This is a genomic window from Haloferax profundi, assembly GCF_001469865.1.
GTDB classification, from domain to species: Archaea; Halobacteriota; Halobacteria; order Halobacteriales; family Haloferacaceae; genus Haloferax; species Haloferax profundi.
This window is the reverse complement of sequence record NZ_LOPV01000187.1, coordinates 1-444: the sequence shown is the minus strand read 5'-3', so window position 1 is coordinate 444 and position 444 is coordinate 1. Positions and strand designations below refer to the sequence as shown.

Sequence of the window (444 nt, the reverse complement as noted above, 5' to 3'; positions counted from 1 at the left end):
TGGGATTGTATCCGTGGTCTCTGCAAGAGTGTCTATGTAATTCGAGAACTGGTCGCTCCCATTCGATGGGTAGTATGCAGTGGTTTGGTAACGGTACGAAACCGATGCGTTGTTTGCGTTAGTAACTTCGAGCGTCCAGTTACCCGACTCGTTGATTTGGGCTCCAGATTCAGGTTTATACTTGAGATACGCGATCTCATTTGGAACGTTTCCTGAGGAGAACCACCAACCAGCATCCACACCGGTGAGTGGCGTTGTTCCTGATGGACTTCGAAGCGAAACAGAGAGATTCTGCATCACTGCTTCCTGCTGGGATCTGTCTTGGATTGGCGTCCCATTGACACTAACCGGCTCAACAAGGACGTAGACGTATGACGGCTTGAACGCAGCATAGTCAGTCGTCTCACTGAAGATACCAGAGCCGTTCGCGTAAATCTGATGTGA

The 444-nt window shown here is 49.8% G+C and carries 1 pseudogene; it reads right to left on the bottom strand.

The window, feature by feature from the left end:
- Nucleotides 1-444 (bottom strand): annotated as a pseudogene (locus tag AUR66_RS21905) (S8 family serine peptidase); the annotation flags it as partial.